This is a genomic window from Flammeovirga yaeyamensis (assembly GCF_018736045.1).
Classification (GTDB): Bacteria; Bacteroidota; Bacteroidia; order Cytophagales; family Flammeovirgaceae; genus Flammeovirga; species Flammeovirga yaeyamensis.
The window spans coordinates 4,891,381-4,916,706 of sequence record NZ_CP076132.1; the positions used below are offsets into that span (position 1 = coordinate 4,891,381).

17 protein-coding genes are annotated in these 25,326 nt (G+C 35.8%); 9 read left to right on the forward strand and 8 right to left on the reverse strand.

The genetic code is table 11. The annotated features are described in order from the left end of the window. Window positions 1–18 precede the first annotated feature (18 nt). From KMW28_RS19465 to KMW28_RS19475, 3 genes are all read left to right on the forward strand, one after another. On the forward strand, window positions 19–3,168 hold the full coding sequence (locus KMW28_RS19465) for a hypothetical protein (RefSeq protein WP_169665924.1): 3,150 nt from the start codon (window positions 19–21) through the stop codon (window positions 3,166–3,168). 278 nt (window positions 3,169–3,446) lie between these two features. Continuing rightward, window positions 3,447–6,215 (forward strand): TonB-dependent receptor, encoded by a 2,769-nt coding sequence (locus KMW28_RS19470; RefSeq protein ID WP_169665923.1) that lies wholly within the window; start codon window positions 3,447–3,449, stop codon window positions 6,213–6,215. Window positions 6,216–6,263: 48 nt separating this feature from the next. Then, window positions 6,264–7,475, forward strand: a complete 1,212-nt coding sequence (locus KMW28_RS19475; protein WP_169665922.1) for a hypothetical protein — start codon at window positions 6,264–6,266, stop codon at window positions 7,473–7,475. A gap of 309 nt (window positions 7,476–7,784) precedes the next feature. On the opposite strand, the gene KMW28_RS19480 is transcribed toward KMW28_RS19475, so the two are convergent. After that, complete coding sequence (locus tag KMW28_RS19480; RefSeq protein ID WP_066211753.1) at window positions 7,785–8,756, reverse strand: ROK family protein; 972 nt, start codon at window positions 8,754–8,756, stop codon at window positions 7,785–7,787. 245 nt (window positions 8,757–9,001) lie between these two features. On the opposite strand from KMW28_RS19480, the gene KMW28_RS19485 reads away from it, so the two are divergent. From KMW28_RS19485 to aspS, 5 genes are all read left to right on the forward strand, one after another. Beyond that, the gene (locus tag KMW28_RS19485) at window positions 9,002–10,555 is read left to right on the forward strand and encodes a hypothetical protein (RefSeq protein ID WP_169665921.1); all 1,554 of its coding nucleotides are present in this window, start codon (window positions 9,002–9,004) and stop codon (window positions 10,553–10,555) included. 5 nt (window positions 10,556–10,560) lie between these two features. Beyond that, complete coding sequence (locus KMW28_RS19490) at window positions 10,561–11,652, forward strand: ROK family protein (RefSeq protein WP_169665920.1); 1,092 nt, start codon at window positions 10,561–10,563, stop codon at window positions 11,650–11,652. Between the two features lie 506 nt (window positions 11,653–12,158). Further along, the gene (locus KMW28_RS19495; protein WP_169665919.1) at window positions 12,159–13,064 is read left to right on the forward strand and encodes a glutamate--tRNA ligase family protein; all 906 of its coding nucleotides are present in this window, start codon (window positions 12,159–12,161) and stop codon (window positions 13,062–13,064) included. 240 nt (window positions 13,065–13,304) lie between these two features. Further along, on the forward strand, window positions 13,305–13,832 hold the full coding sequence (locus KMW28_RS19500; protein ID WP_158297748.1) for a Clp protease/crotonase-like domain-containing protein: 528 nt from the start codon (window positions 13,305–13,307) through the stop codon (window positions 13,830–13,832). Window positions 13,833–14,110: 278 nt separating this feature from the next. Then, entirely contained in the window at window positions 14,111–15,868 is a 1,758-nt protein-coding gene (gene aspS / locus KMW28_RS19505; RefSeq protein WP_169665917.1) for an aspartate--tRNA ligase, read from the forward strand. A 558-nt stretch (window positions 15,869–16,426) separates the two neighbouring features. Here the strand turns inward: aspS and KMW28_RS19510 are convergent. The 7 genes from KMW28_RS19510 to KMW28_RS19540 form a co-directional block, all read right to left on the reverse strand. Further along, on the reverse strand, window positions 16,427–17,419 hold the full coding sequence (locus tag KMW28_RS19510; RefSeq protein ID WP_169665915.1) for a M28 family peptidase: 993 nt from the start codon (window positions 17,417–17,419) through the stop codon (window positions 16,427–16,429). 144 nt (window positions 17,420–17,563) lie between these two features. Continuing rightward, window positions 17,564–18,001 (reverse strand): hypothetical protein, encoded by a 438-nt coding sequence (locus KMW28_RS19515; protein ID WP_169665913.1) that lies wholly within the window; start codon window positions 17,999–18,001, stop codon window positions 17,564–17,566. Between the two features lie 125 nt (window positions 18,002–18,126). After that, window positions 18,127–19,440 (reverse strand): ribosome biogenesis GTPase Der, encoded by a 1,314-nt coding sequence (gene der, locus KMW28_RS19520; RefSeq protein WP_066211734.1) that lies wholly within the window; start codon window positions 19,438–19,440, stop codon window positions 18,127–18,129. 20 nt (window positions 19,441–19,460) lie between these two features. Further along, window positions 19,461–20,375 (reverse strand): lytic transglycosylase domain-containing protein, encoded by a 915-nt coding sequence (locus tag KMW28_RS19525; RefSeq protein WP_169665911.1) that lies wholly within the window; start codon window positions 20,373–20,375, stop codon window positions 19,461–19,463. A gap of 186 nt (window positions 20,376–20,561) precedes the next feature. Next, on the reverse strand, window positions 20,562–21,296 hold the full coding sequence (locus KMW28_RS19530) for an LOG family protein (protein ID WP_169665909.1): 735 nt from the start codon (window positions 21,294–21,296) through the stop codon (window positions 20,562–20,564). An 8-nt stretch (window positions 21,297–21,304) separates the two neighbouring features. After that, on the reverse strand, window positions 21,305–23,101 hold the full coding sequence (locus KMW28_RS19535) for a hypothetical protein (protein WP_169665907.1): 1,797 nt from the start codon (window positions 23,099–23,101) through the stop codon (window positions 21,305–21,307). 71 nt (window positions 23,102–23,172) lie between these two features. Beyond that, the gene (locus KMW28_RS19540) at window positions 23,173–23,976 is read right to left on the reverse strand and encodes an alpha/beta fold hydrolase (RefSeq protein WP_215585771.1); all 804 of its coding nucleotides are present in this window, start codon (window positions 23,974–23,976) and stop codon (window positions 23,173–23,175) included. A 172-nt stretch (window positions 23,977–24,148) separates the two neighbouring features. Here KMW28_RS19540 and KMW28_RS19545 point away from each other — a divergent pair, with 172 nt between their 5' ends. After that, window positions 24,149–25,324, forward strand: a complete 1,176-nt coding sequence (locus KMW28_RS19545; protein WP_169665903.1) for a trans-sulfuration enzyme family protein — start codon at window positions 24,149–24,151, stop codon at window positions 25,322–25,324. The last annotated feature ends 2 nt before the right edge of the window (window positions 25,325–25,326 follow it).

Below are 25,326 nucleotides of genomic sequence, written 5' to 3' on the forward strand. Positions count from 1 at the left end.
AAATGTGTTCAATTGAATATGAAAAGAAGTTTCTTACATATATTAATCTTATTATTTAGTATTTCATATACTCAGGTATTTGGTCAATTTGGTGTGGATATCAAAAACGGAGATCTTATCAACACCACCGAAGTCCAATTATCTATTAATATCCCTGATGCTATCAAAATGATCATTAGTAATGATTACGATTTTGGTGATGCAGAATGGGTGAATTACCAAAGACACTATTTTTGGACACTTAACGATGGTGATGGGGAAAAAGAAGTTTTCCTTAAATTCCTTTTAGCAAACGGTCGAGAAACCGATGTTTTTGTAGCCTACACTATTCTAGATACCAAACCACCTTATGCAGGTCGAGTAAACTTTTCTAGAGGTAATTATACACGTTCTAGAAGAGTAGAAATTGATTTAAAATGTAAGGAAGCAACATTCATGAACCTCAGTAACACAGGAGTGTTTAATGATGCAGATTGGATGCCTTTCAGAAAACATATTCACTCTTGGATGCTTACTTCTGGTGATGGTTTAAAAAAGTTACATGTAAAGTTTAAAGACAATGCAGGTAACGAAACTAAAGTGTATACCGACTATATCAAATTAGATACTCAAGCTCCCGAACCAAAATATATAGATATTGTTCCAGATTATGCTGTTTATGATCGTTCCAACGACATCAAATATGTAAATCAACATAATAAAATTGTAAGCTTAGAAATGGAAGCAAAAGGTGCTGAATACATGAAAATCAGTAACAGCATGAACTTCTATGGACATAAATGGAGAAGATATACCGATTTCTTGGATGAATGGGAAATGGAAGAAGATGTCTTCGAAGGATTCAAAAAAGTATTTATCAGATTTAGAGATAAAGCAGGTAACGAATCGAAAACCATTTCTCAACGTATTTATGTTGATACAAAACCGCCAATTAATCCTAGAATATCAATTAATGGTGGAGATGAATATACTAAGTCTACTCATGTCACACTTCAGTTAAGAGCGACTGATGCCTATGAAATGAGGATTGCCAACGACAAAGAATTTGATACTGCCGGAGAATGGGAGTTTTACAATAGAAACAAAATCTGGGAACTTCAAGAGGGAGAAACAGGTAAAAGGGAAGTTTGGATTTCTTACAGAGATAAAGCTCGAAATCAATCAGAACCTATAAAAGCAGAGATAATATACGATAAAGATCCTCCTAGCGATGGTCAGATATTTACTCAAGGTGATATAACATCTACTTCTGAAAAATCTATCAATATTCGATTAAAAGCGGAAGGGGCCTTTTTAATGAAGATAGCATTAGAAGATCGATTCGAAAAAGCACCTTGGAGAGATTATGATACTCGTCCTTTTTCTATTTTCCTTGGAGATGATGGTGGATCAAAAAAGATACTAGTACAATTTAAAGATCGATCGGGAAATCTATCTGAAATTTACGAAAAAGAGATTTTTCAGGAAATTAGAGCTTTAACACCGATGATTGTCATCGATGAGAATCAAGAATACAATACGGATAAAGAAGGTAAAGTCAACCTATTTTTGTATTGCTTGAATGCTACTAAAATGATGGTAAGTACATCAGAAGATTTTAGTGATGCAGAATGGATCGATTATAAAAAAAGAATTCCATTCTACTTAAAAAAACCTGATGGAACTAAAACTATCTACGCAAAATTTAAGACCTCTACAAATACAGAGTCTATTACCGTTCGAGATCAAATTCAATGGGACATTACTCCTCCTCAAAATCCAACAATGGAGTTAAAAGTTCTTCCTACAGAATCAAGAATTTATTATACAAAAGATTATATCGTTAAGGTAAAAGCGGAAGACGCAGTTGCCATGCAAATTACTGAAGACTCATCTTTCACAACTGCATCATGGAAACCATATGTAGAAACTCCTTTCTTTTATGGAATGAGTGTAAAAGGAGGACCTGTTGGCTACCGTAATTTATATGTCCGATTTAAAGATTTTGTGGGTAACCTTTCAGAGCCTATTAAAAAGAAAGTGTATTTCGATGCTACTGCCCCTCAAAATCTAGCCGTTCGAGTTATTGTACCCGAGATACAAGAAAATATTGCTGTTCCTTTACAATTCAATTTTGTGAGGGAAGCTGCTTTACATATGGAAATGATTGCTGACTCTGCTTTCTATATGAGAATAGCGGATAATCCTACTTGGCAAAATTCAGAATGGATTCCATATCAAAGAGATTATCATTATCCATTAAGTGGTCAAGAAGGTAAGAAAATGATCTACGTTCAGTTTAAGGACGACCATGATAATGTCACTCGAATTATCAAAAAGAACATTATTTGGGATAGAGATCCTCCTTTACAACCTCAATTGATAATTAATAAAGGAGATGAATATACAAGAGAAGCTACAAGAAGAGTTGTACTTAATCCAATATGTACGAATGCTGATTTCATGGTCATTTCTAATAACTCAGATTTATCTGAGGGGTATTGGACTCATTACCGATCAAGAGTAAATTGGTTACTTACTGAGGGCGATGGTGAAAAAACCGTATATGTAAAGTATTTTGATTATGCTGGCAATGAATCTTTCGAAGCAAGAGCTCATATCAATTTAGACCGTTCTACTCCTTCTATTAATTCTATTACTATTAATAATAAGGAACAATTGACGGGAGATCCTGAAGTAACCTTAAAAATTGATGCGACTCATGCTGCTGAAATGATCATTTCTAATGATTATAGTTTTGCTTCTCCTTCTTCTTGGGAACCTTATCAAAGAGAAAAGAAATGGAGGTTGCACCCTCACTCTAGTCAAGCAAAAGTATTTATCAAAGTAAGAAACAAAGCAGGAATGCAATCTGCACCTTCTTATTCAACAATAAAACTAGATACAGATCACCCAATATTATATAATATCCAAATTAATAATGGGGCAACGGGTACGGAAGAACAAGTGGTTAAAGTTCAGACGCATGCTTCTGATGATACTATTGAAATGCAGCTTTCGAATACCAACAAATTCTATAACGCTGAATGGATTCCATACACCACTGAGATTGAATGGGATTTAGGAGGAAGAGGCAGAAAGTATGTTTACGTTCGATTTAGAGATGAAGCAGGTAACGTTTCTCAGCCATTAAGAGCTGAAATTTTAGTTTACGAACAAGTAAGATAATTCTATTTCATTAAAATACAGAAACCCCTTTTACAAAAAATATAATTTGTAAAAGGGGTTTTGTCTTTTCAAAGAATTGAAATTTAAGACACACACTTATATGTTAACATTGATTATTTAAAATACCTTACTATTCCCGAATTGCTTTTCAGTAATATTAACTTATTCATATTTCTGTAACAACAATAGGATTTCAATTCATCATTTGTTCTTTTTTCAGCTAATTCCACGAAATATTTACCCTCTACTTTTGCATCAGTTAAAAACAACAAACCAAGATGAAAACTTTTAACCTACTAGTTTTATTATCAATCATAACTAGCATTCAACTTCATGCCCAAGCCGTAATATCGGGTATGGTGAAGGATGCTGACACTGGCGAAGAAATAATTGGTGCCAGTGTAATCATCAAAGGCACAACAAAAGGTGCCTCATCTGACATCTACGGAAAATTTTCTTTTCAAGTTGAGTCTGGTACTCACGAAATTATCGCTTCTTTTATTGGTTACAAGGCGTCTAGCAAAACAGTAAGCATAAACGCTAACGGAAATGCAGAAGTGATTTTCAATTTAGCTATTGATGCACAAGAGTTAGAAGCTGTTGAGATTGTTGGTAAAGCCAACAAAGAAAGTGCTCAAGCTTTAATGGTTGAGCGTAAGAACGCGGATATCATGATCGAATCTATTGGTGCCGAAGAAATGTCTGTAAAAGGTGTTTCGGATGTAGAAGGTGCCATGACAAAAATGACAGGTGTGGCGAAAGTAAGAGGAAAAGGACTTTATGTAAGAGGTCTTGGAGATCGTTACAACATCGCAACAATGAACGGACTTCCGGTTCCATCTACCAACCCCGACTTAAAAGTTATCCCGTTATCAATTTTCCCTACTGACTTAGTTAAAAACATTGGTGTCTCTAAAACAGCAACTCCAGAATTATATGGTGATTTCGCTGGTGCAAACATTGACATTACGCTTAAAGATTATCCTGATGATGCTTTCTTTACAATAGGAATTTCAGGAGCATACAACACTTTAGCTTCATTCAACGACTTTAAAACGCATAAAGACGGACAGTACGAAGCGTTTGGATTTAATGGCGATGCAAGACAAAGACCTGAAGGAGGTGTACCTACAATTACTCCAAATGGCGAACCAGGTAATTTTAATACATCATGGTCGCCAACTACAATAAACGCTCCGATGAACTTAGGTTTAAATGCATCTGGTGGTAAATCTTGGAATATTGGTGATGAAAGTGTTTTTGGTATAATCGGATCATTAGCTCACAGTAATAAATATGAGTACAGAGATGGTCGCTTTGCCGCTTACAATGCACAAGCCACTCCATATGTAGATTATGATCGTGAAGAGTGGATCTACTCTACAAATACTTCTGCTTTATTAAACTTCACATTTGAATTAAATAGCAGACATAAATTCAAATTAAACAATATCGTTGTCAACGAGTCTTTCAACTCAGTGGATGAAAACTACGGATACAACAACGACTTGGATACTGAAACATTATTCGCTAGAAGAAATACATATCTTCAAAATACCATCTTCGTTAATCAGTTTTCTGGTGATCATAAATTCATGGAAAATGATCGATTGAATTTTACTTGGGGTGTTTCTAGAACAGAAACTATCTCTCAAGAACCTGATAGAAGACAACTATTATTCTCTGGTAGATCTGTTGATGGTAAGGAAGTCAACTTATTCTCCCGTAATGCATTTGATAATCATCGTTATTGGGGTGAAATGAATGAAGTGGAATATGCTGCTAGAACAGATGTTTCCATTGGATTAGGTGCTTTTAATACAAACAATGACAATTTCAGAAGTACTTTAAGGTTCGGATATCAAATGAAATCTAAAACGAGAGATTTTGAGTGGTTCCAAACTAACATTAGATCAAGTAGTGCGGTTGTAAGGGGTATTAATTCGGAGGATCCAAACGATAGAATCAACGAATGGATTCAAAATGAAACGATCAACTATTCTCCTTTTACTATTCCTAATAACTATTTCCAAGCTAAAATGGATGTGCATTCCTTCTATACTGGCTATGATTACGATATCATGCCAAGTAAATTAAAGATGAATGTAGGCTTAAGAACAGAGATTGGTGAACAGTATGTGATGTACAAAATGCAAGGTGATTTAATTGCTGATCCTTACAGAGAAGACAGTTATTCATCTGTAGAATTCTTACCATCATTCAATTTAAAATACTCACTTGATGACCGATCAAACATGAGATTCGCCGCTAGTAAAACAATTACTAGACCTGGTATGAGAGAGTTAATTCCTTTCGAATATCAAACAGTCGTGGGTGGTGAAGCCATTATCGGTAACCCGAACTTAAAAAATGCACAGAATTACAATGTGGATTTGAAATACGAAATCTTCCCTAATTCAGGAGAATTGTTCTCAGTAGGTTTATTCGGTAAGTACTTGGATAATCCAATTGAAAAAGTAGCTAGACCATCTGCAGGTAACGTCTACTCTTTCGATAACATTGGGACAGCAACGGTAGCAGGTATTGAAATTGAATTCGAAAAATCTTTAGGAAGTATTTTCAATAATGGCTCTGAAGCTTTAGAAAGAACAACTGTTGGTATGAATGGTACATTTATGTACTCTCAAATGACGATCGCTGACGATATCAATACGATTGTTACCAACCGTCAGAGAGCTTTACAAGGTGCTTCTCCTTATATACTTAATGCTAATGTGGGGTATCAACAAGACTGGGGCAACGGTGATATCAACTCCATTTTCACTTTGACTTACACTACTTTTGGCGATAGAATCTTCGCAGCAGGTGCTATGGGAGCTGGAGACATCTATGAAAAATCATTCGGTACTTTAGACCTAATAATTAGAAATAAAATCAAGGATGCATTAAGCTTTAATGTATCAGCTAAAAACTTATTAAACCCTTCTATCGAGCGATTTCAAAAATTTGAAGGAGGGACAACAAAACAAGTTTCATCTTATCAATTAGGTATGGAACTAGGTGTAGGACTTTCTTACACATTCTAAGACATTCATTTTTAAGTCAATTATTATTAAAACCATTCAATCAAAAAAATGAAAAATTTAGTACAAAAATTCGCAGCTATCTCAATGTTAGCATCTGTACTTGTTGCTTGTAACAACGATGAGACTACTGAGGCTCCATCAGAAAGTGAAGGAGCTATTCTTGAAGCTAAATTGACAGAACAACAACCTATTGCTATCGATGGTGAAGCAACAGGATGGACTCCAGGTGACTGGGCTGTAGCTGTAGATTTTCCTGGTACTGATGTATCTGACGTGACTGAAGACAATGCTGACGGTACTCTTCCAAGAGACATTAGCGAAGATCTTACTTTAGAAGCCAACTCTACATGGATTCTTTCTGGTGGTGTTCACGTTAGAAACGGAGCTACATTAACAATCAAACCTGGTGTACGTGTTGTGGACCTTGAAGGTGAAGATGTTGCTTACCTAATGGTAGAACAAGGTGCTAAAATCGAAGCAAACGGTACAGCAGAAAACATGATTGTTTTCACTTCACAAGATCAAGTTCCAGGTTCATGGGGTGGTATTATTCTTAATGGATATGCTCCCATCAACGTAGAAGGTGGTAAAGCACATCCTGAAGTAGGTACTGGTATTGATGGTGAAGCATTATGGTATGGCGGAGATGACGCTAACGATGACTCTGGTTCATTATCATACATTCGTTTGGAGTTCGGTGGTAACGAAATTACTACTGACAAAGAGCACAATGGTTTCACATTTAACGGTGTTGGTAACCAAACTGAATGTCATCACTTACAAGCACACAAAGGTGACGACGACGGATTCGAATGGTTCGGTGGTACAGCGAATGCATCATTCTTAGTTTCTACTGATAACAAAGATGATCAATTTGACTGGACAGAAGGTTGGACAGGTACTTTGGAAAATGCTTACGCTCACGTAGCAGAAGGTTGTGACCGTGGTTTCGAAGGCGACAATAACGCTCAAAACCATGAGGCTACTCCTTTCTCTCACCCAACATTAAAAAACATTACTGTAATTGCTGAAGAAAACGGTTCTGACTCTCAAGGTTTCAAAATTCGTGTAGGTTCTAAGGTAACTATGGACAATGTAATCGTTAAAGGTTTCCCTACAGGTGTATCAATTGAGCACGATGTGACATTGAAGCACGTAGACAACACTTACAACGGTGATGCTAATGACTTTACTGTTACTAACTTGAATGTATCTGAGTCTGCTGATAAAGACATCGAATACAAAGCTTCAAGACAGTAATCTTATATAAAAAATTCTTGGTTTGAGGTGGTCCAAGCTTAACTTCTTAAGGGAGGATCACCTATTCTTTCCAACTTAGAAATGAAAAATTAAATTATAGTTTAACTTACATCTACTTTCTGATACTATAAAGACATTGCTTGATATACATCCCTAGTATATCATTCAATACTAAAACAAATCCAATATCACGAAAAGCCTTTTCTTAATAAGATAAGGCTTTTTTGTTGTATCAGTTTTTAATAAAAATAGGCATACAAAAAAGCCCATCAATTGCTTGATGGGCTTCATATATATAAAAGCTACTAATTAAGCTTTTTGAAGTTTTTCGTATTCTTGCCAAGCTAATGCTGAAGAACCTAAAATTGCCGTGTTATCTCCTTCTAGGTTAGAAACTACCAATCTAGTTTTACCTTTGAACAATGATAAACAATTCTCTTCCATTGCTGCACGAGTTGGCTCTGTGATATACTCACCTGCAGAAGCTAATCCACCAAACAATACAATTGCCTCAGGGCTAAAAATTGCGATAGTATCCGCTAGTGCTTTACCTAAAATCTCGCCAGTTACATCAAATGCTTCTTTTGCTAAAGCGTCTCCATCTTCAGCAGCATCAAAAATATCTTTAGCTGTCAATTGTTCGAAAGTTTTACCAGATAGTAAACTGTTTCCGTTGTTATCAGCTAGTAATTCGAACATTGTACGTTTGATACCAGTAGCAGAAACATACGTTTCTAAACAACCTCTACGACCACAACCACAAATTCTACCGTCTTCAACCACATTAATGTGACCAAGTTCACCAGCAAAACCATCGTGACCATATAATAAATCGCCGTTTACAATAATACCAGAACCTAAACCAGTACCTAAAGTAACTACGATAAAGTTTTTCATACCTTGAGCAACACCAAACTTCATTTCGCCAAGTGCAGCTGCATTAGCATCGTTTGTAATTGCAACAGGTACTTTAAAGTGATCTTGCATTAAGTCAGCAATGGCAACTTCTTCACCCCAACCTTTAAGGTTTACTGCCTTCTCAATTTTACCATTGTAGTAGTTCGCATTCGGTGCACCGATACCAACTGCTACCATGTCGATTTCACCAGCTTTAGACTTTAAATCGTCTACAGTAGCGAAAACATTTTTCAAGAAATTATCAAATGGTTCGTCCGCTCCAGTTGGAATGTGAGTACTTACTAAACATTTACCGTGACGATCTACGAAACCGATCTTAGTATTCGTTCCTCCCACATCAATTCCTAAAGTAACTGCTGTCATTTTCAAAATATTTATATCGTTAGTGTTATTTTTTTTGTTGATTTTTCAATCGCGTCGGAAGTTGATCAAACTTTTTTAAAATAGAAATGATTTTCATTATAAAAGTTATTAATGCCTTAATTTTTTTAATAGATCATTACACTTTTCGAATATTGTAACCTTTATTAACGAACAATTGAGTATTTTCTATGATTATAATCAGATAGCATCTTAACCTACTACTACATTATATTCTCTGATTATCAATGAAAAAAATTATTACTCATTTCTATCACACTATGACATTAAAACGATTACTACTATCATTACTATCCATATCAATTATTTTCTGTTTATCTACTTGTAAAAAAGGAAAACCTACCTCAAAATTAACCTTCAATAAAAAGAATAAGATAAATCACGATTTTAAAGGATTCGGTATTCAATGGTCTACCTATCAGCATGCTGATGCGCCAGGAGATTCGTGGGGGTTCCTAATGAAAGACAGTAGTCGATGGAACCTGATGTTCGAAAGACTTCAACACATGAAACCTTCTATTATTCGAATTATTGACAATGCAGAAGATCGATATTTTAGAGGTTTAGATCCTAAAGGAAAGCCAATAGTGAGCTACAATAGGCATGAAATGCATGCCTTATATAAGATTCTTGATTTCTGTCAGCAGAATAGTATTCAAGTAATCCTTGGAGAATGGAATCCACCTTGGCAAATGCAAAATGGAAATGAGCATTTATGGACAGAGATGATTGCCGATTATATGTATCATTTGGTGAGGGTGAAACGCTATTCCTGCATCAAATACTTTACTTTGGTAAATGCACCCAACACCTATAAAGCCAAAAACCAAGGGGATTACGATGTATGGAAAAATTGGGTGATAGGCTTGGAGAACGAGTTTTCAAAATATCACCTCAACAAATATGTTACAATTATGGGCCCTAGCAGCGATCCTACATGGGACATGCCTCTAAAAACATTAAAAGGAAAAGATTGGCTAGCACAAAGCAATGAAGATCTAAAAGAAACAATCGGGGCTTTTGATGTTCATGCTTTTTTAGATGAAGAAGCTGTTATTGATGGAAGAACCGAAGACTTCCTACACTTGAACCCAAATGAGATTCAAAATTTACATGGGCCTTTATTCATTTCCGAATTGGGTATAAAACCTATGGGTGATGTGCTTAAAGATGGAAGAAGCAGTCGCCTTTCTCAACCCAAAGTATTTGATGATGAATATGCAGAATTGACCACCCTAGCCTGTATGGATTTACTTCAGGTGGGTGTCGATGGTATTGTGGCTTGGTATTTAGACGATGCAATGTACACAGAAGCAAACGATGGAAATACTGAACAGATTATGCGTTGGGGAATGTGGAATAGTTTGGGGGATACTTTGTATCATGATCCCTCAGAATTAAAGATTCGTCCTTGGTATTATACATGGTCTTTATTATCTAGCAACATTCAAAAAGGTAGTACGATTGTACAAATTAATAACAATAATCATCAAAATATCAATGCCGTAGGTGTTGTAAATGCAAAGAATGAATATGTAATTTTGCTGTCGAATTCTACGTCAGAAGAACAAATTATTGAAATTGACTTCACGGAAGGTTTGGATAATGAGGAATTTTACTGTGTTCGTATGAATCATAAGAAAAAATCTGATGGGAATTCAATCATATTACCAAAAAATGATGACATTGAATTGGTAGATAACCGATCTTTGTTAGTAAGGTTGTCCAACAAAGAAATGAAACTGATTACTTCAGGAGAATTTTTATATTCTTTTAAATAATTACTATGTCCATAACAGATAAAAAACAAATCGTCCTAACCCTAGATGCTGGGGGAACTAATTTTGTATTCTCTGCCATGCAAGGCGGAAAAATGATCGTTGATCCTTATAGACTACCTTCAAACGGTGATAATCTAGAACAAAGCTTACAAAACATTCTTACTGGTTTTAATCACGTTGTAGAACAACTTGGTGATAGAAAACCAGAAGCAATTTCATTCGCATTTCCAGGTCCTGCTGATTACCCTAACGGTATTATTGGTGACTTACAAAACCTTCCTGGTTATCGAGGTGGAGTAGCTTTAGGACCAATGTTAGAAGAAAAATTCGGTATCCCTGCATTTATCAATAACGATGGCGATTTATTTGCTTACGGTGAAGCAATCGGTGGTTTACTTCCACAAATTAATGCTAAGCTAAAAGCCAATGGAAGCGAAAAAGAATATAAAAATGTGATCGGCATTACACTTGGAACTGGTCTAGGTGGCGGTGTCGTTTCTAACAATAAATTACATATTGGCGATAACTCAATGGGAGGTGAAATCTGGTTGATGCCTTCTAAAGTTTTAGACCATGTAAATGCTGAGGAAGCTTCTTGTATTAGAGCAATCCAAAGATTCTACAAAGAATTCTCTGGTGTTGATAATGCAGAACTAACGCCAAAAGACATCTTCGAAATCGCAAAAGGCGAACAAGAAGGTGATGCTGCATCAGCGAAAAAAGCATTCGATACATTAGGCGAAAACCTAGGAGACGTTCTTTGTACTTTAGCAACAACGGTAGATGCTATTGTTGTTATCGGAGGAGGTCTTTCTGGAGCCTCAGAATTATTCATGCCTGCTACTCTAGCAGAGATGAAATCAAAATATAAATCGGGAACTGACCGATTGGTTATGGAAGTATTTGACCTTACTTCTGAAGTCGAAACTGAAAAGTTTGTAACAAATAACCAACTGGAAATCAAGGTTCCATTTACAGAAAAAACTGTAAAATACGATGCTTCTCCTAAAATTGGTGTAGGTATTTCTGCATTAGGAACTAGTGAAGCTATTTCACTTGGAGCATACGCATTTGCTGTGGATCAATTAGAAAATTAAGAACTAATTTGATCTCATAACATTTTACACTATCGAAATAATTTATTGTACTATTCTAACAATTATAGGATGTAACAATGTTTCGATAGTGTATTTTTTTGTTTATTTTCTACCTTGCAGTAAGACAATTGATCTTTATCCCACTAATTTTAACACCCTTTAGAGAAAATAAATTGTCACTCGTTGTTATTAATCTGTCTACAACATACAGAACTTTATTTAACCTTGATAAAACTTTTAAATTATGGAATTACTTGCTTGTGTTTTCGTACTAACGATAGTTTTCATGGGCACCTATCGTTTGATGACTAAGTCATCTTCGAATCAGTCCAATTTATCCTAATTAAATGTTCCACACTCTAAATTCACTTCTTTACTAATTTTATTTCTTCCTAAAAAAATTCTAAGTATGATCTTAAACACAAAAATTAAGATCATACTTTTCTTTTTTTATTGAATTAAGTGCATTTTTGAGCTCAGTTATAATCGTCTAAAGAAATATATCAATGCGTACCAGATTTGCTCCAACACCATCAGGTTATTTACATATAGGTAATGCCTATTCTTTTTTACTCACGTGGATTCTTGCACGTCAGTCTGAAGGTGGTGAAATTCTTTTACGAATTGATGATATCGACTCCACTCGTGCACGTGACGAGTATATTGAAGATATTTTTGAAACAATCGATTGGCTAGGTATCGATTATGATAATGGTCCTTTTAGTGTAGATGATTTTAAGAAAAACTGGACGCAAGAACTAAGAACTCATCGCTATCAAAGAGCATTTGATATTTTAAAAGAACAAGGCGATTTATTTGCTTGTACGTGTTCTCGTAAAGAGATCTACGAACAATCTGAATCTGGTATTTATACCGGTAAATGCAGAGATCTAAATCTTCCATTCGATACTGAAGATGCTGCAATTAGAGTGAAAACTTCAGAAGTTCCCGTTATTTTAGAAGATCTATTTATTGGTGATGTTGCTATTGATTTAGAACAAACTATGAAAGACTTTGTCATAAAAAGAAAAGATGGCTTGTTTGCTTATCAATTGGCCTCATTAATTGATGATGAAGACGATGGAATCGATTTCATAGTGAGAGGAGAAGACCTTGTTGAATCTACAGCAGCTCAAATATTTCTTGGTAACAAACTAGAACTTGATAATTTCGAAAATGTCGAGTTTTTACATCATCCACTTCTTGTAGATGAAAAAGGTGAAAAGTTGTCGAAATCAAATGGTTCGGATGCCATAAAAACACTTAGAGAACAAGGTATGACTCCTGAAGAAGTGTATAGTGGTTTTGCTGAGTTTTATTTAGGAGAAGAAGTCAATATCACTAACATTGAACAACTGTTAGAAATTAATTTTATTGAAGAAGAAGGCGATGAGGATTGGGATGAAGAATAAAAACTTCCCTAATTAACCTAAAAACGACTACATTAACATACATTAATTATTATTTTATAATAACAATGGTCACCAAAAAGACCAATAAAGCACTTTAACTTTGTAGCATAGCTTTACGATACAACTAATTTTCGATTAAGCCTCCTTTTACATTTTATTCAGATTATCCTTCTATCTTTTATTGATTAACATTCGAAGTGTAAAAGCCAATAACCAAACTCGCATTAACCTAATATTGAGATGAGCTACAATATAAAACACATACACAGTCATAAAAAAGGGAATGTTGTCACCATATACTTGCCTAATTTCTGCTTGAACCAATTGTCCAAGGAAACCACCGTTCAAATAATCGATATTTTAGAGAGAGTCAATAAAGATGATCATGTTAATATGGTGGTATTTAGAACAGTACAGGAAAATTTTTTCTTACCAAAATTTTCTTTAGAGGAAGCTCCTATTATTTCTGATAGCATTATGAACAGTGATTATTTCATTAATTTAAAAGATATGATCCACAGTATGAGGGCAATGACTGTCTCTGTAATTGAGGGAGCAACTAATAAAATTGGCTCTTCATTTATAAAAGCAAGTGATTTATCTTATGCCACAGAATCAACAGTTTTCTCTAATGGTATGAATATTGATGGTAACCAATTATTTACTGCTGAAAAGGCAGAAGAAAATGGAATTATCACAAGGATGATTCCTGAAGATAAAATTGATTTAACCCTAGATTATCTAGGTCATACTTACGAAAGTGAGTAACTATATATTTTGAATTTTAACTACTAATAATACAAGTGCCCCTCATTTTTAATGAGATTAGAGGCACTTTTTTTTGGCCTTCAGATTTTTAAAAAAGTAGGTAATATTTATAAAGAGATTGCATTACTCTAGATTTCACTAAGAAATTCTCAAAAAAATAGAAAAATACTTCAAAATCAGTAAAAAGGATAGGCAAATCTTTTCGTAGTGAGAGTACAACTCCTTATTTTTGCGATCAGTTATTTTGAACAAGAGACTAAATTAAAATTATATATAAAATGCTTAGAACGCATAACTGCGGAGAACTCCGTGAAAGCCATATTGGGCAAACTGTAACTTTAAGCGGTTGGGCACAAGCTATCCGTGATAAAGGTGGTTTAATTTGGATCGATATCCGTGACCGTTACGGTATCACTCAATTAGTAATCGAAGACGATGGTAATGCTGACGCTGCCTTGTTGGAACAAGCTAGAAAAGTTGGTCGTGAGTTCGTACTTAAGGCGACTGGTGAAGTGATCGAACGTGCTGCGAAAAACCCAAATATCCCAACTGGTAACATCGAAATGCGTTTGAGCGAGTTGACGATCTTGAACGAGGCACAAACTCCTCCATTCAAAATCGAAGACGAAACAGATGGTGGCGATGAACTTCGTATGAAGTACCGTTACTTGGATATCCGTCGTAACCCAGTTCGTGAGAAATTGGTATTGCGTCATAAAATCGCTCAAGAAGTAAGAAGATATTTATCAGATCAAGAGTTTATCGAAGTAGAAACTCCTGTATTGATTAAATCTACTCCAGAGGGTGCACGTGACTTCCTAGTTCCTTCAAGAATGAACCCAGGTGAGTTCTATGCACTTCCTCAATCACCTCAAACATTTAAGCAATTATTGATGGTCGGTGGTATGGACCGCTACTTCCAAATTGTAAAATGTTTCCGTGATGAAGACCTTCGTGCTGACCGCCAGCCTGAGTTTACTCAAATAGACTGCGAAATGGCGTTTGTTGAGCGTGAAGACATCTTACAAAACTTCGAAGGAATGATGCGTCACCTTTTCAAAATGGTGAAAGACATCGAACTTCCTACGTTCCCAAGAATGGAATATGCAGACGCTATGCACGATTATGGTTCAGACAAACCTGATACTCGTTTCGAGATGAAGTTTGTTTACCTTAACGACGTAGCTCAAAATAAAGGATTCAAAGTATTTGATTCTGCTGAGGTAGTTTTAGGTATCTGTGCTAAAGGTGCTGCTACTTATACGCGTAAGCAATTAGACGAATTAACGAAGTGGGTACAACGTCCACAAATCGGTGCCAAAGGTCTAGTTTACGTAAAATGTAACGAAGATGGTTCATTTAAATCTTCAGTAGATAAATTCTACTCTCAAGAAGATTTAAAAGCATGGGCTGAAAAAGCAGGTGCTGAAGCAGGTGACTTACTATTAGTGTTATCTGGTGAACTAGATGTTACACGTAAGCAAATGTGTGAACTTCGTTTAGAAATGGGTGATCGTTTAGGTCTTAAAGATCCATTCAACTACTCTCCTCTTTGGGTACTTAACTTCCCAATGTTCGAGAAAGACGAAGAAACTGGTCATTACCACGCAATGCACCACCCATTCACTTCAGTACTTCCAGAAGATGCTGAGATCTTGAAAAACGATCGTTACAATGCTCGTGCTAACGCATACGACATGGTCATCAACGGTGTTGAAGTTGGTGGTGGTTCTATCCGTATCCACGATAAATCAGATCAAGCAGACATGTTCGACGCACTTGGCTTCACTGCTGAGGAAGCTCAAGAACAATTCGGCTTCTTGATGAACGCTTTCGAATACGGTGCACCTCCTCACGGTGGTATCGCATTAGGTTTCGACCGTCTTTGTTCTCTATTCGGCGGCGTAGAGTCTATCCGTGACTTCATCGCATTCCCTAAGAACACATCAGGTAGAGACGTAATGATCGAATCTCCATCTCCAGCTGACGACCAGCAATTGGGTGATTTGAGCATCAAACTTGACATAAAGGAGTAAGGGGTATTTTTGCACTTACTTTGTAATAGATGAAAGGCTTCTTTGTAAAAAAAGGAGCCTTTTTTAAGTTAAAAGTGAAAAACGTAGTTTGTTGAGCGGTACGTGTACCATTTTGCCCTTCGCTCTTCACTTTTCCCTTTTCATTCTTCACTAATAAGGCAGACTATCCAACGATGATTTGCCCTACATTTATATCAAATACCCATAAAAAACGATAAGCAATCCCCACTTACCACGTTTTTCATTTTTAACTTTTAACTTTTAATTTTTCATTTCCTCCCCTTTCACTCTTCACTAAAAAAGGCAAACCTCCCAACGATGATTTGCCCTCCTTCTATATCAAATACCCATAAAAAACGATAAGCTATCCCCACTAACTACGTTTTTCATTTTTAACTTTTAATTTTTCATTTCCCCCCTTTCACTCTTCACTAAAAAAGGCAAACCACCCAACGATGATTTGCCCTCCATTTATATCAAATACCCATAAAAAACGATAAGCTATCCCCACTTACCACGTTTTTCATTTTTAACTTTTAATTTTTCATTTCCCCAAAACTATTCGTTGTAAAGCACCTGTAACAAGGTCACTCCAACTGCTTCCAACGATTTCTTATCAATCGCGTCCATGTTGTCATTGTGAGTGTGCCAGTGTTTGAAGAACGTTTGAGCACCACTAGGGTCAAGATCAATAATATCGATCATAGGGATTTTAGCGATCTCGTTTACATAAAGATGGTCGTCTGTTAACTGAGGTCCTTTTTGGTCCACGAACATACTTCCATAGCCTTTACTTTGAGCTGTTTTCCATACTTTCTTTACAATTCTAGGAGCGAAATACATCGATACTCCTTCTTTTAAGAAGGTAGGATTTTTAGCACCAACCATATCCAATAAGATACCGTAATATGCAGAATAACCTTCTTTATGAGGATTAGCTGCCCAATGTTTTGATCCTAAACAGTAACCCGAATCACCCGATTGATCTTCTTCGAACGCAGGGCGACCGTAGTCTTCCACATCAAACAAAATGATATCTACACCAACTTTGGGTTTGTCCGGGCTGTTGGCAATTGCTCTTGCTACTTCTAGAAGAACACCTACACCACTACCACCGTCATTTGCTCCTAAAATTGGTTCATGTTGTCTTGATTTATCATCATCTTGATCAGCTACCTGACGAGTGTCCCAGTGTGCTGCCAATATAATTCTAGTTTGAACTTCAGGATTAATGCTACCGATAATATTGGTACCGTTTAAAGCAGTTCCATCATAAGCATAAACCGTCATTTTTTGTTCAGTTACCTCAGCTCCGTGTCTTGCCAATTCGTTTGCTAGATATGCACCACACATATCATGAGCCATTGTATTGGGAACTCTTGGGCCAAAATCAACTTGCTTTTGTACATATGTATATGCAGAATCAGCATTAAAAGTTGGGATAGGTTTGTCCTTTACGGTGGCTGATGAAGTTTCAGTACTTGAAGATGCAGCTCCTCCACAAGAAAATAAGAAAAGTCCGCAAATTGCTGCGATAAACAAATGTTTCATTATTATCAGTTTTATAAAAAAGTCTTTTAATCTAAAATCACACGTTAGATTAGATTCGTCAAATTACCAAGTTGTTTGATAGAAAAACATCAATTTTTCTATGACAAGGGTAAATGCTAGCATTAAAGCAGCTGCAATATAAAATTAATGAAGATAGATATTAAATTTTACTGTTTGATTTTCCTCAATAGTAAACATTTTCGTTACCTGAAACTCGTTTCTAAATAATGAGTTTTCTGATAAATGAACTTTACTATCATCAACTGCTCTGTGCGGATGAAGGGCTACATTTAACTCATAAGCTCCTGGCTCTAAGTCAACAATATGATTAGTATTAATAGAAATTTTTTCTCCTGTATTTAATTTTGTCAACGTTATTTCTTTGTAAGAGTTATGCATGTTTGAACTCTTGGAAATTGCTAATTTAATATGGACACTATTTGTGGAATCAGAAAATATTTTTTTCTCTTTAATAGAATAATTATCATAACCGTGCTTTTCAACAGGAACAAATTCGTCTTCCTTATGAACATCACAACTAACAAATAGCAGGGAGAAAAATATGATGAAGAGATATTTCATGAAATGATGATTGATATATATAATATAAACGAGAACAGCACTTTACAGTTGATTTAAAATAAAAAAGCAGACTGTATTTATGTTAATAATTACAGTCTGCGATCTATAAAGTAATACTACTCTGATTATTTCTCTTTGAATACAATACCCATCGGTACACCTTCAAAACCAAAATGCTCTCTGATTTTGTTTTCGATAAACGATTTGTAAGGGCCTTTCACATGTCTTGGGTAATTCGAGAAGAACGCGAATACCGGTGTGTGAATTGGCAACTGAGTAATGTATTTAATTTTAATGTGGTGACCACGGTGTGCTGGAGGTGGACGTCTTTCGATTTCTCTACCGATAATCTCGTTCAAAGCAGAAGTCATTACTTTCATCTTACGATTTTCGTAGACCTCAATGGCTTTATCGATTACTTTAGAGATACGTTGTTTCTCCAATACCGAAGTAGTGATAATCGGAATATAAGCAGCACCACCTAAACGCTCTTGAATTTTCTTCTCGAACTCTCTAGCAGTGTTGGTATCCTTTTCGATAAGGTCCCACTTATTCACCATAATCACAATACCTTTTTTGTTTTTGATGGCCAAGTTGATGATACTCAAATCTTGAGATTCAATACCTCTTGTTGCATCTAAAACAGCGATACAGACATCCGATCTTTCGATGGCTTTAATGGTTCTCATTACTGAGTAGAACTCAACGTTCTCCATTGCTTTTGCCTTTCTTCTAAGACCTGCTGTATCTGTTAGGATAAACTCTTTACCGAATGCGTTGTATTTCGCATCTACGGCATCACGAGTTGTACCTGCAATATCTGTTACGATACTTCTTTCTTTATTCAAAAGAAGGTTCGTTAATGACGATTTACCTACGTTTGGTCTACCGATAACAGCGATTCTTGGAATTGCTTCTTCTTCTTCGTCCTCATCTTCAGGGAAGTTAGAAACTACTTCATCCAATAGATCACCAGTACCAAAACCAGATGCTGAAGCAATTGCCATTGGCTCGCCCATACCAAGTTCGTAGAACTCGTAAGCGTGCATTGCTTTTTCTCCTGTATCTGCTTTGTTGGCTACTAGGTAGATTGGTTTTTTACTTCTTCTAAGTAATTTACCAAACTCTCTATCCAAATCTGTTAAACCTGTTTCAACATCAACAACGAATAACAGAACCGTAGATTCCTCGATAGCAATTTCTACTTGTTCACGAATTGCTTCTTCAAATGTATCTTCAGAACCTACAACATATCCACCTGTATCTACTACAGTGAATGATTTTCCCGTCCATTCGGCCTGTCCATAGTGTCGGTCACGTGTTACACCACTTTCATTATCCATGATCGCGTCACGACGTTCTACCAAACGATTAAATAAAGTAGATTTACCAACGTTTGGTCTACCTACAATTGCGACTAAATTTGCACTCTTCTTCATTGAGAATTTTCCTTTCTTCCTTACTCCGACTGTGGTAAGGTAATTACATACGACTTTCCTTTTCTAACGGTTAATTTATTTTGTCTTAACCAAGGATTGTGTCTCTTTAATATTTTATAGTTAACGCCTTCTTGTTTGGCAAATTCTGCCAAATTCGAAATCGTTTTCTTCACTGTTACGGTTCTTGTCTTTTCCTCATTGTATAATTGATGTGTTGACAACTCAAAATTATACTTCTTTGGATCAGACATGATCTCCTTTAGCGCTAAGATACGGAATACATATCTTGATGTCTCTTGATTCAATAAAAGATCGTAGTAATTATCTACTTTTTGATCTTTCATCCCTTTTAAGATACCTGTTACCCCTCTGTTATAAGCTGCTGCAGCTAAGGTCCAAGTACCTAATCGGTCTTTTGCCTTTTTTAAATATTGACAAGCTGCATGCGTTGCTTTTTCTACATGATATCTTTCGTCTACCTCTTTAGTTACCGTTAAACCATATTCTCTTGCAGTACTTGGCATAAATTGCCAAAATCCAGCTGCTCCTGAACCCGATCTAGCGGTTAACATCAAATCCGATTCGATAATACATAAATATTTAAAGTCTGAAGGCACTCCCTCTTCTTTTAAAATTTTATCGATCATCGGTAGCCATCTTTGTGCTCTTTTTAAAACTAAGATGGTATGTGAATGCCAATATGAGTTCACATACATTTCTCTATCAAAACGCTCAATTATGTCTTCTTCATCCAATGGCACTTTCTCTCCTGCGAATTCAAAATCCTTAGGAAGATCTAGTTCATAACTGAATTGCTCTCCTTCAGAAACAATTACTTTTTCAATAATTCTTTCGTTAGGGGAAACAACATGAAAAACATACGTAAGCAGACCTGCGGTAACAAGTCCCAAAACAAACCACAAAAACGATTTCATGAATGGTATTTATAACAAATTAGTACAAAGGTCGGGTTATTTATTATTAAGATCTGAATATAAATGCATTAGTTAACAAATAAGCATCAAAGAATACCTTAATTTCTAGATCTACTTATAATTTATAATGAAAAACACCTCAATCGATCAATTGAGGTGTCAAATATAGTTTGTATTTTTTTCTTTTTAGAAATTTGGTGATAATAAATACTTCCCATAGAAGTCTTCGATAATTTTTACGGCTTCTTTTGGTGTATCTACTAAGTGAATTAGATCCAAATCACCTTCACTAATGTTGTTTTCTTTTTCCAATAAAGTACTCTTAATCCAGTCCATTAACCCCTGCCAATAATCAATGCCTACCAACACAATTGGGAAGCGACCAATTTTCTTGGTTTGAATTAATGTGTAGGCCTCAAATAATTCGTCTAAGGTGCCTAAACCTCCGGGCATCACCACAAAACCTTGAGAATATTTTACGAACATTACTTTTCTTACAAAGAAGTAATCAAAGTTCAGCATTTTGTCTCTATCAATATAGGGGTTACCGTCCTGTTCAAAAGGAAGTACAATATTTAAACCTACAGATTTACCACCCGCATCATGGGCCCCTTTGTTACCTGCTTCCATAATACCAGGACCACCTCCGGTAATAACACCATAGCCGTGTTCTACTAACAATCGAGCTACCTCTTCTGTCATTTTGTAGTATTTGTGATCCGGTGATGTTCTAGCAGATCCAAAAATAGATACACAAGGTCCTATTTTCGCTAGTTTGTCAAAACCATCCACAAACTCAGCCATCACTTTAAAAATCACCCATGAGTTAGCACTTTTTATTTCTGCCCAGTCTTTTTTCTCAAAGGCTTCCTTTATACGTTCTACTTCTTCTTCGTTGATTTTATTTTTCTTCTCTGCCATATATGTGTTTATTTAAATTGAATCATATTGTTTTTATCGGTTTCAAGAGGTGCTGCTCTTTTAAATGCTTCTTTTTGATGTAATTCTTCTTCATCTAAATAAGCTTCATGATCCACCTCATCCAAAGCATTTAATGCCTTGATATACTTTTCCTTGTCTATTGCATTCATTAGAGGTTCTTGATAAGTGAACTTAAAGTAAGAACTTCCTGTATATTTTCCTCTAGGTGTAATTACACCTTCAAATGCCTTGACGCTCTCGAAAAGTGTCTTGCTTCCTTCAAAAGTTTTAAGATCTTCCTTTTTGATCCACAACGGAAGATCCTCATAAATTAAAGAACCATTACCCCAAATGTAAAATGCGGATTTTGGAATATTCTTATTATCATAATCTATGGTTCGACCGTCTACTTTAGCATCAATTAATCGTTTTAAAGAAAGTGGATGATTAGAAAAAGCTACGGCATTGCCAAGTACAGTATAATAAGGGAACTCAATTCTATTAAATGCCTCACCGAAAATTGTTGGTAAAAGTTCCTCTACCCCAATATAGCCGATTGCGAAACCTCTATATTTTAACTCTGAAAAACGTTCTAAGGTTTGCACTTCGACAAGAGCATTTAACTGTCTTAATTGTTCTGATGCTAATGCAGGATTATCTGTTTTTATCAACATCACTTCTGAGTTTTTCCCTTTAAGTTCTCCAGAAATTAATTTCACCCAAGCCGCTTCGTTTCCTATCCAGCTGTCAAAAACATCTTCTATCTTAATTTTTAAACGGTTTTCTAAATTTTTCCAAGGCTGAATACCTGCTGCTTCTAATAAAGACCTCCTTTTTTGTATCTGATTTGATAATCCCCAATGGGCCGCAATACTTACATTTTCGGGTAGGGTAGTCAATAAATCCTTACTTGTTATAACTCGAGACCAAGACCACCAAATCGGTTCTAATTTTGTAGAATGATTGATTGGTTTCACCACACTAATCAATTCATCATTTTCCAACTTCCATAACCAATGTTGCTCACCTAATACCCTGCCGAGCCCCATTAAAGCCACTTGAGGTTCTTTAAAATATTCTTCAAATAAAGAGTAGACAGATATGGGGTTCATCCATAATTCAAACAGCGAATCTTCCGAAAAAGTTTTTGATGACAATATTCTAGTATCCACACCAGAAGCAATAGATGCATATGATTTTTTAATGATCTCTTTATGAGAAGAAAATACCAATAAGTTATTGTAGGTAAAATAGTACCCTACATTATTCTTTCCTTTTCTAAGTACAGTAATATTCTCCTCATGATCTCCTAGTTGTGCTAAAGTGAATTTTCTACTGATAATAAAACGAAGATGATCTGTCAATTTTGACTTCCATCCCAAATCTATGGCTCCAAGGTAGGCTGTTCCTTCTTTTTCTGTTTGATATACAGCACCTACTCCCTTATAATCTGATAATAAGAATTGAACAAAAGAGTTGGTTCCCCATTCATTCTCCCAAAGTTGCTTTTTACCCTTCGAAAGAGAATTTGATATCGCATCATTCCATGTGGATTCTCTAAGATTCTTCCAAGATTCCATCAAATGCTCTGAACCTACTACTATTCCTGCACCTGAAGGTATTGCAGACCAAAGCGAAGAGGTTTGTAAAGAATTTGACCAAATAAAAAATCCACCAAAAAGAAATATCAGTATAAATAATAATATGTATTTCTTTTTAGATTTTTTCTGAGGTACATTTTCTACCAAAGAGGCAGATTCATTTTTATTGGTTGGTGTATCCAGATTTTCTTTAGTTTCTGACATATAGTTGATGCGTTACCCATAAATAACCACTTATTTTCCAGGTTGTTACAGCACGTTAGATTGGTTTAACTCTATTTTGGTTTATCTAATTTATCCACAGTATCTACCACTAAATTGATTACAATTTCAGGGTCTGTGAAAGGAAAGATATGTCCTTTTTTCTCTAATATAACAGTTGACAAAGGAGCTGTCCAATGTTTTTTGACAAATTCCATATTTCCGAATGGAACAATACTATCTTTTTTGCCATGAACCATAATAGTTGGCGTAGAAATTTTGCTCCAATCATCTTCTACTTCTTTTAAAGCATCTGCATGATGTGCCTTTTCATCAGTAGCTACCTTTAATGAAGAGGATAATAGACCATAAATCACCTTACTTTGGGCCCAACGGGAATACCATTTCATCGGTTCTAATTCAGCACTCATGGCAGGTGCCAACATAATAAGCTGAATAATTTTTTCTTTGGATGATAGACAAGCATGAGCTGCAATAGGACCTCCATAGGAATGACCAATCAATATAAATTCTTGTTCCTCCTCGGTGGTATTCTGCCAGTCTTCCATTACTTGATGAATACTTTGAGCATGTAAGGCTATCGAAGAATATTCTGTTCCAGAAGCACTTCCATACCCTAAACGATCAACAGAAAGTACATTTCCTTTAGATCTAATTTTTTCTTCTTTCAAAAACTTACCAAAATCAGAAGCACTACCTGGAGCCCCATGTATAAAAACAAAAGTCCGGTTCGATGGTTTGGATGATGGAACTGAGAGATAATTAACAGTAAGACTATCCATTTTTGCATGTCTCACTTTCATATCTACACCATCTTTAGCATATTCTTTTTCTAATTTCTTCCACTTTTTGTCCATCGAAGTACTACATGAGCTGAGCAATAAAAAACTTTGGAGTAGCAATAAAAAAGCTGAATACTCCATATTTTTGAGAGATGTCATTAAATTTAAAGTAAGTTTATAGACAGATACTATTTCAGACCCGTCATTAGGGTGATTGCATATTCAAGATAATTAATTTGACACCAATATGGAAAAAAATAAAAAATACGGTTTCTCGACCATCGCTATTCATGCAGGTCAAGAACCCGACCCAACTACAGGAGCAGTAATCCCTCCAATTTATGCAACATCAACGTATGCACAAACAGCACCAGGAGAGCATAAAGGTTTCGAATATACACGTTCACACAATCCTACAAGATATGCCTACGAAGATGCCGTTGCTGCATTAGAAAATGGTAAAAAAGGATATGCTTTTGCGAGTGGATTAGCTGCCGCTGCAACAATCTTGGATATGTTGGATAGCGGAAGTCATGTCATCGCCATGAACGATTTATATGGTGGTACCTTCAGATTATTTGATAAAGTTCGCGAAAGATCTGCCAACTTAGAATTCTCATTTATCGATCTAAACGATGAAGAAGCACTAAGAAAAGAGATCAAATCAAATACTAAAATGATATGGGCAGAAACACCAACCAACCCTATGTTGCGTTTGGTTGATCTAGAAAAAGTCGCTGCTATCGCCAAAGAACATCAAATAATTACGGTATGTGACAATACTTTTGCTACACCTTATTTGCAAAGACCATTGGAATTAGGGTTTGATTTGGTCACTCATTCAGCCACTAAATACATCAACGGTCATTCCGATGTTGTTGGAGGAGTTGTGATTGTTGGCGATAACAAAGAGTTAGAAGATCAACTTACATTCCTACAAAATGCAGTAGGTGCGGTGCAAGGACCATTCGACTCTTTCTTGGTAAACAGAGGTTTAAAAACTTTGGGTATTCGTATGGATAGACACTGCGAAAGTGCCATGAAATTAGCGGAGTGGCTGGAACACCATCCATTTGTAGAAAAAGTATATTACCCTTATCTACCTTCTCATCCCGATTTTGCACTTGCTAAAAAGCAAATGAAAAAAGGTGGAGGTATGATATCTGTAACGCTAAAAGCAGATTTGGAACAAACAAAGGTGTTCTTATCTAATTGTAGAATATTTACTTTAGCTGAAAGTCTAGGTGGTGTCGAAAGTTTAATTGAACACCCGGCAATTATGACGCACGCTTCTATCCCTGCCGAAACTAGAAAAATGCTAGGAATAGACGATGGCTTTATCAGAATATCTGTTGGAATTGAAGATTATGAAGATCTACAAGACGACATCAATAATGCTTTTAAAGCAGCAGGATTAGAATAATT